General features: G+C 70.9%; 5 protein-coding genes. 4 read left to right on the forward strand and 1 reads right to left on the reverse strand.

Features of this window, described 5'->3' with window-relative positions; all coding sequences use genetic code 11:
- Both ACTS11_RS16770 and ACTS11_RS16775 read left to right on the forward strand, forming a co-directional pair.
- The coding region (locus ACTS11_RS16770) for an HAD-IC family P-type ATPase (RefSeq protein ID WP_442641441.1) at nucleotides 1-1138 on the forward strand (1138 nt) is incomplete at its 5' end.
- A 169-nt stretch (nucleotides 1139-1307) separates the two neighbouring features.
- Nucleotides 1308-2168: a universal stress protein gene (locus ACTS11_RS16775; protein WP_442641442.1), complete on the forward strand. Its 861-nt coding sequence runs from the start codon at nucleotides 1308-1310 to the stop codon at nucleotides 2166-2168.
- Between the two features lie 20 nt (nucleotides 2169-2188).
- Here the strand turns inward: ACTS11_RS16775 and ACTS11_RS16780 are convergent, their stop codons facing one another.
- The gene (locus tag ACTS11_RS16780; protein ID WP_442641443.1) at nucleotides 2189-3475 is read right to left on the reverse strand and encodes a hemolysin family protein; all 1287 of its coding nucleotides are present in this window, start codon (nucleotides 3473-3475) and stop codon (nucleotides 2189-2191) included.
- 465 nt (nucleotides 3476-3940) lie between these two features.
- Between ACTS11_RS16780 and ACTS11_RS16785 the strand changes: the two genes are divergently transcribed.
- Nucleotides 3941-4258, forward strand: coding sequence for an ArsR/SmtB family transcription factor (locus tag ACTS11_RS16785; protein ID WP_442641444.1), 318 nt, complete (start codon nucleotides 3941-3943; stop codon nucleotides 4256-4258).
- Nucleotides 4259-4313: 55 nt separating this feature from the next.
- On the forward strand, nucleotides 4314-5174 hold an 861-nt coding region (locus ACTS11_RS16790), incomplete at its 3' end, for a permease (protein WP_442641445.1).

The following is a 5174-nucleotide window of genomic DNA, read 5'->3' on the forward strand; positions in this document are numbered from 1 at the left end:
CCTCGGTCTCGTCGGCCTGATCGACCCGCCCCGCGACGAGGCCATCGCGGCGGTCGCCGAGTGCCGCGCCGCGGGCATCCGGGTGAAGATGATCACGGGCGATCATGCCGGCACCGCGCGCGCCATCGCGCGGCAGCTCGGGCTCGAGCAGGCGGACAGCGCGCTGACCGGCGCGGAGATCGACACGCTCTCGGCGGAGGAGCTGCGCGCCCGGGTGAGGGAGACCGACGTCTTCGCGCGCACCTCGCCCGAGCACAAGCTCCGCCTCGTCGAGGCGCTCCAGGCGGGCGGCGAGGCCGTGGCCATGACCGGCGACGGCGTGAACGACGCCCCGGCCCTCAAGCGTGCCGACATTGGCATCGCGATGGGCCGGACGGGCACCGATGCGGCGAAGGAAGCCGCCGCGATCGTGCTCGCCGACGACAATTTCGCGACCATCGCCGCGGCCGTGAAGGCGGGCCGGACCGTCTACGACAACCTCAAGAAGGCGATCCTCTTCCTGCTCCCGGTCAATGGCGGCGAGTCGCTGGCGCTGATCGCGGCGCTGCTCCTGGGACTGACCTTGCCGATCACGCCCGTGCAGATCCTCTGGGTGAACATGGTGAGCTCGGTCGTGCTGGCCATGGCGCTCGCCTTCGAGGGCGCCGAGCCCGACATCATGCGCCGCCCGCCGCGCCCGGCGGACGAACCCATCCTGTCTCGCTTCGTCCTCTGGCGCGTCGTCTTCGTGTCGCTCCTGTTCTGCGTCGGCATCTTCGGGATGTTCACCCTCGCACAGGCCCGCGGCGCGACGCTGGAGGAGGCGCGCACGGTGGCGGTCAACACGCTGGTGGTGATGGAGATCTTCTATCTCTTCTCGGTCCGGTTCCTGAACACGACCTCGCTGTCCTTCGGGGCCGTCGTTGGCACCAAACCCGTCCTCGTCGCCATCGGCGCGGTGACGGCGCTCCAGCTCGCCTTCACCTACGCCCCCTTCATGGAAGCCTTCTTCGACACGAGGCCGCTGAGCCTTGCGGAGGGGCTCATGGTGCTTGCGGTCGGACCGGTCCTGCTCTTGGTGCTCGAGGTCGAAAAGCGCTTCACCCGGCCCCGAGGCGCGCAGGTCCGACGCGGATCGGCCGGGGCAGCGCCGGAGTGAGGAGGAACGCTCATGAACACGCGATGCGGGTGCGCCGGGCCATGCGTCCTCTCGCCCCCATCATGTCGCGGAAGAACCAGTCTGCGCGCCGCGTCTCGCAGGCTATGATGCGACGGGCATCCCACCAGGGCGCCCGCGCGCGCGCGCCCTCCACCCTGCGGAGCCCGACATGAAGAGCATCATGGTGGCCACGGATTTCTCCGAGCGCTCGGACAGGGCGCTGAGGCGCGCGACGCTCCTCGCCAGGCAGTCCGGAGCCCGCCTCCGCGTCGTGCACGCCATCGACGACGACATGCCCGAGCGGATGACGGAGGGCGCGCGGGGCGCGGCCGCGGCGCTTCTCGAGACGATGCAGGCCACGGTGCGGGAGGTGGACGGCGTCCCTTGCGAGACGCGGATCGTGATCGCCGATCCTTTCGCCGGGATCGCGCAGGCGGCCCGCGAGGATGCACCGGACCTCCTCGTCCTCGGGCCGCACCGGCGGCAGGCGCTGCGGGACATCTTCGCGGGCACCACGGCAGAGCGCACCATCCGCGCGGTGGACTGCCCCGTGCTCATGGTGAACGGCCCTCCGGTCGGCCCCTGGCGGCGCATCGTCGTGGCGACCGATCTCGGCGACGCCTCGGCGCGGGCGCTCGGGACATTCAGGCGGCTCGGCCTTTCCGGCGACGCGGAAGTCTCGCTCCTCCACGCCTACACCGCACCGGTGGAGACCTCGGAGAGCGCGGCGGGCCCGGTCGGCGACTGGGCGCTCCATCTCGAGGCGCTGCGCGAGGACTCGGCCGAACGCCTCCGGGATTTCGCCGGGCGAACCGGCGCGTCGGGTTGGGGCCACGTCCTGCGGCCTTCCGTCCAGGGCACGGCGGCGGAGATCCTCTCGGCCGCCGCAGAGGCATCGGCGGACCTGCTCGTCGTGGGGACTCAGGGGCGGAGCGGCGCGACCCGCTTCTTCCTCGGCAGCGTGGCCGAGGCGGTCCTGCGAAACGCGAGATGCGACGTGCTCGCGATCCCGCCGGTTGGCCTGCCCTGAGGCATTGGGCGTGGAACGGCTCAGGCTGCCTGCGGTCGCGCCGTGACAAGCACCTTGTCGATGCGGCGTCCGTCGAGGTCCAGCACCTCGATCCCGAAACCCTGGATCGTCAGTCTCTGACCGACGCCGGGAATGGCGCCGAGATGATGCAGGATGAGGCCCGCGACCGTCTCGAAGTCGCGATCCTCCGGCAGCGCCAGCCCGAGGCGCTCCGCGAACTCGTCGACCGGCATCCAGCCCGCGACGAGCAGGCTGCCGTCCTCGCGCTCGACGAGCTTGGGTTCGGGATCCTCGTGATCCGCGAAGTCGCCCGTGATGGCCTGCAGAAGGTCCATCGCGGTGATGACACCCTCGAAATGACCGTATTCGTCGAAGACCAGAACCATGTGGGCCGGGCCCCGCCTGAGCGTCTCGATGACGTCGAGGGCGGGCATGCCGTCGCGCACGACCGTCGCCGGGGTGATGAGCGCGCGAAGTTCGGTCAACCCCGGCGACGGCCCGATCTCCAGCACCTCGCGCGTGGACAGCACCCCCACGATGTCGTCCGCCTCCCCGTCGCGCACCGGCAGCCGGGAGTGGCGGGTCGCGCGGACCTGCTCGATCACGGCGGCCGCGCCATCGGCCAGATCCACAAGCTCCACCTCGCGCCGCGGCGTCATCAGCCCGCGGGCGGTCCGGTCGGCGACGCGCATGACGCCCGCGATCATCTCGGTCTCGGCATGTTCGATGACGCCGGCCTGGCGCGCCTCCAGGATGACGGTCCTCACCTCCTCGTCGCTCATGCCCGCATCGCCGCGGCCCGACTGGCCCAGAAGGGCGAGGACAACCTTGCCCGACCGGTCGAGCAACCAGACGAGAGGTGCGGCGACCCGCGAGATCAGCCGCATGACCGGTGCGACGCGGGCGGCGACGGCTTCGGGCGCGCGCAGGGCGATCTGCTTGGGCACGAGTTCGCCGACGATGAGCGAAAGGTAGGTTATGGCCACCACGACCCCGCCCACGCCGACCGTGCTCGCGGCCCCCGCCGGAAGGCCCGCCGCCGCGAGCGCGTCCGCGAGGCGAAGTCCGAGCGTCGCCCCCGAGAACGCGCCCGACAAGACGCCGACGAGCGTGATCCCGATCTGCACTGCGGACAGGAAGCGGCCCGGATCTTCGGCCAGCCGGATGGCGGTGGCCGCCCCGCGGCTGCCCCGGTCGGCCATGACCTTCAGCCGTGCCGGACGCGCGGACACCACGGCGAGCTCGGACATGGCGAGGAATCCGTTCACGAGAACGAGCGACAGGACGATGAGGATCTCGATGAGCATCACGAGAAAATACCGGCAATCCCGGCCGCTCGCAATCCGGGCGGAGGCGGGAGCAGGCGAGTGACTCCCACCGACGGCCATCGCCTTCCGTTGCCCTGCGGATCGCCGCTTCCCCGGCAGGAACGGAGCCCAAGGCCGTCTCACCGCGGCCCCGTGGACGGCATGTCCGGGCGCTCCGCCCCGTCCCTATGCATCGGTGCGGCGGTCGCCCCTTCATCCGCGGCCTCCTCGGGCAGGAGCAGGTTCAGCGCGATCGCGATGAGCGCCGCGGGCAGGATGCCGGAGGTCGCGAGTTGCGGTCCCCGGGAGGCAGCCCAGGCTGCGCCCAGCCCTTGAGGCGGTCCGGACACGACAACGGCCGCAGCGGGATCGTCCGCGCTCCGTATCCTGCAGCGGCTCTCGAAGCCGGACGCGAGGCGGGCAAGAACGACTCGACAAAACCGGAATCTTGGTTATATTGGCGCCATGAGCACCACCAGCCCCACCGCCCGCGCCCTTGCCGCCCTCGGTCACGATGCCCGCCTGTCGATCTTCCGGGTTCTCGTTAAGGCCGGGGAGGAGGGCCTGCGCGTCGGAGACATCGGCGCGCATCTCGGTCTCGCGCCGTCCACGCTGGCGCATCATCTCTCGACGCTGGTGGATGCGGGCCTTGTCGTGCAGGAGAAGCAGGGGCGCGAAGTGCTGAACCGGGTGGACTATCCCGCGATGCACCGGGTCCTGGACTTCCTGACGTCGGAATGCTGCTCCGGTGTCGCGCTTCGGTCTTCCGAGGATGCCGCATGATGCGTGCGCTTCGGTTTCCTGTCTCGAATACAACCGTAAAACCGGAGATCTGGTGATGGCAGACACGACACTTCCCGTGGGCGGACCGCGCGCCGTCCTCCGGAGCCTCTGGTCGACCCAGCGGGTCTGGCTCGTCTCCGCGGCGATCCTGGCCATCCTCGCGGTGTTCGATGCGGGGCAGGCGGGCGAGAGTGCGGCCTTCGCCGGTGCGGCGCTGCTGAAGACGGCGCCCTACCTGATCCTGTCCATCGCCATCGCCGCATGGGCGGGCGCGACGGGCGCCGACAACCTGATCGCGAAGGCCTTCACCGGCGCGCCTCTCCTGATGATCGGGCTCGGCGCGCTGGCGGGCGGGCTGTCACCCTTCTGCTCCTGCGGGGTGATCCCGCTGATCGCGGCGCTCCTGGCGATGGGCGTGCCGCTCTCGGCGGTCATGGCCTTCTGGCTTGCCTCGCCGATCATGGACCCCTCGATGTTCGTGCTGACGGCGGGTGTCCTCGACCTCGAGTTCGCGGTCGCCAAGACCGTCGCGGCCATCGGCCTCGGCGTCTTCGGCGGGCTCGCGGTGCACCTTCTCTCGGGCACCGCCACACTGGCCGACCCGCTGCGCGAGGGAATCGGCAACGGCGGCTGCGGCGGATCGAGGATCCGGGCTCCGAAGCCCGTGGTCTGGCGCTTCTGGACCGATCCCGAGCGCCGCGCGAAGTTCGGGCGGGAGGCGACGAAGACGACGCTCTTCCTCGCCAAGTGGCTGACGCTCGCCTTCCTCCTCGAGAGCCTGATGCTCGCCTGGATCCCCGCCGAGACGGTGACGGCGGCGCTGGGGGGCACCGGCCTCCTGCCGATCGTGACGGCGACGCTGGTGGGCGTGCCGGCCTATCTCAACGGCTATGCCGCGCTGCCGCTGGTCGGCGGG

Origin of the sequence: Roseicyclus sp. (genome assembly GCF_052168335.1) — a bacterium.
Lineage (GTDB): Bacteria > Pseudomonadota > Alphaproteobacteria > Rhodobacterales > Rhodobacteraceae > Roseibacterium.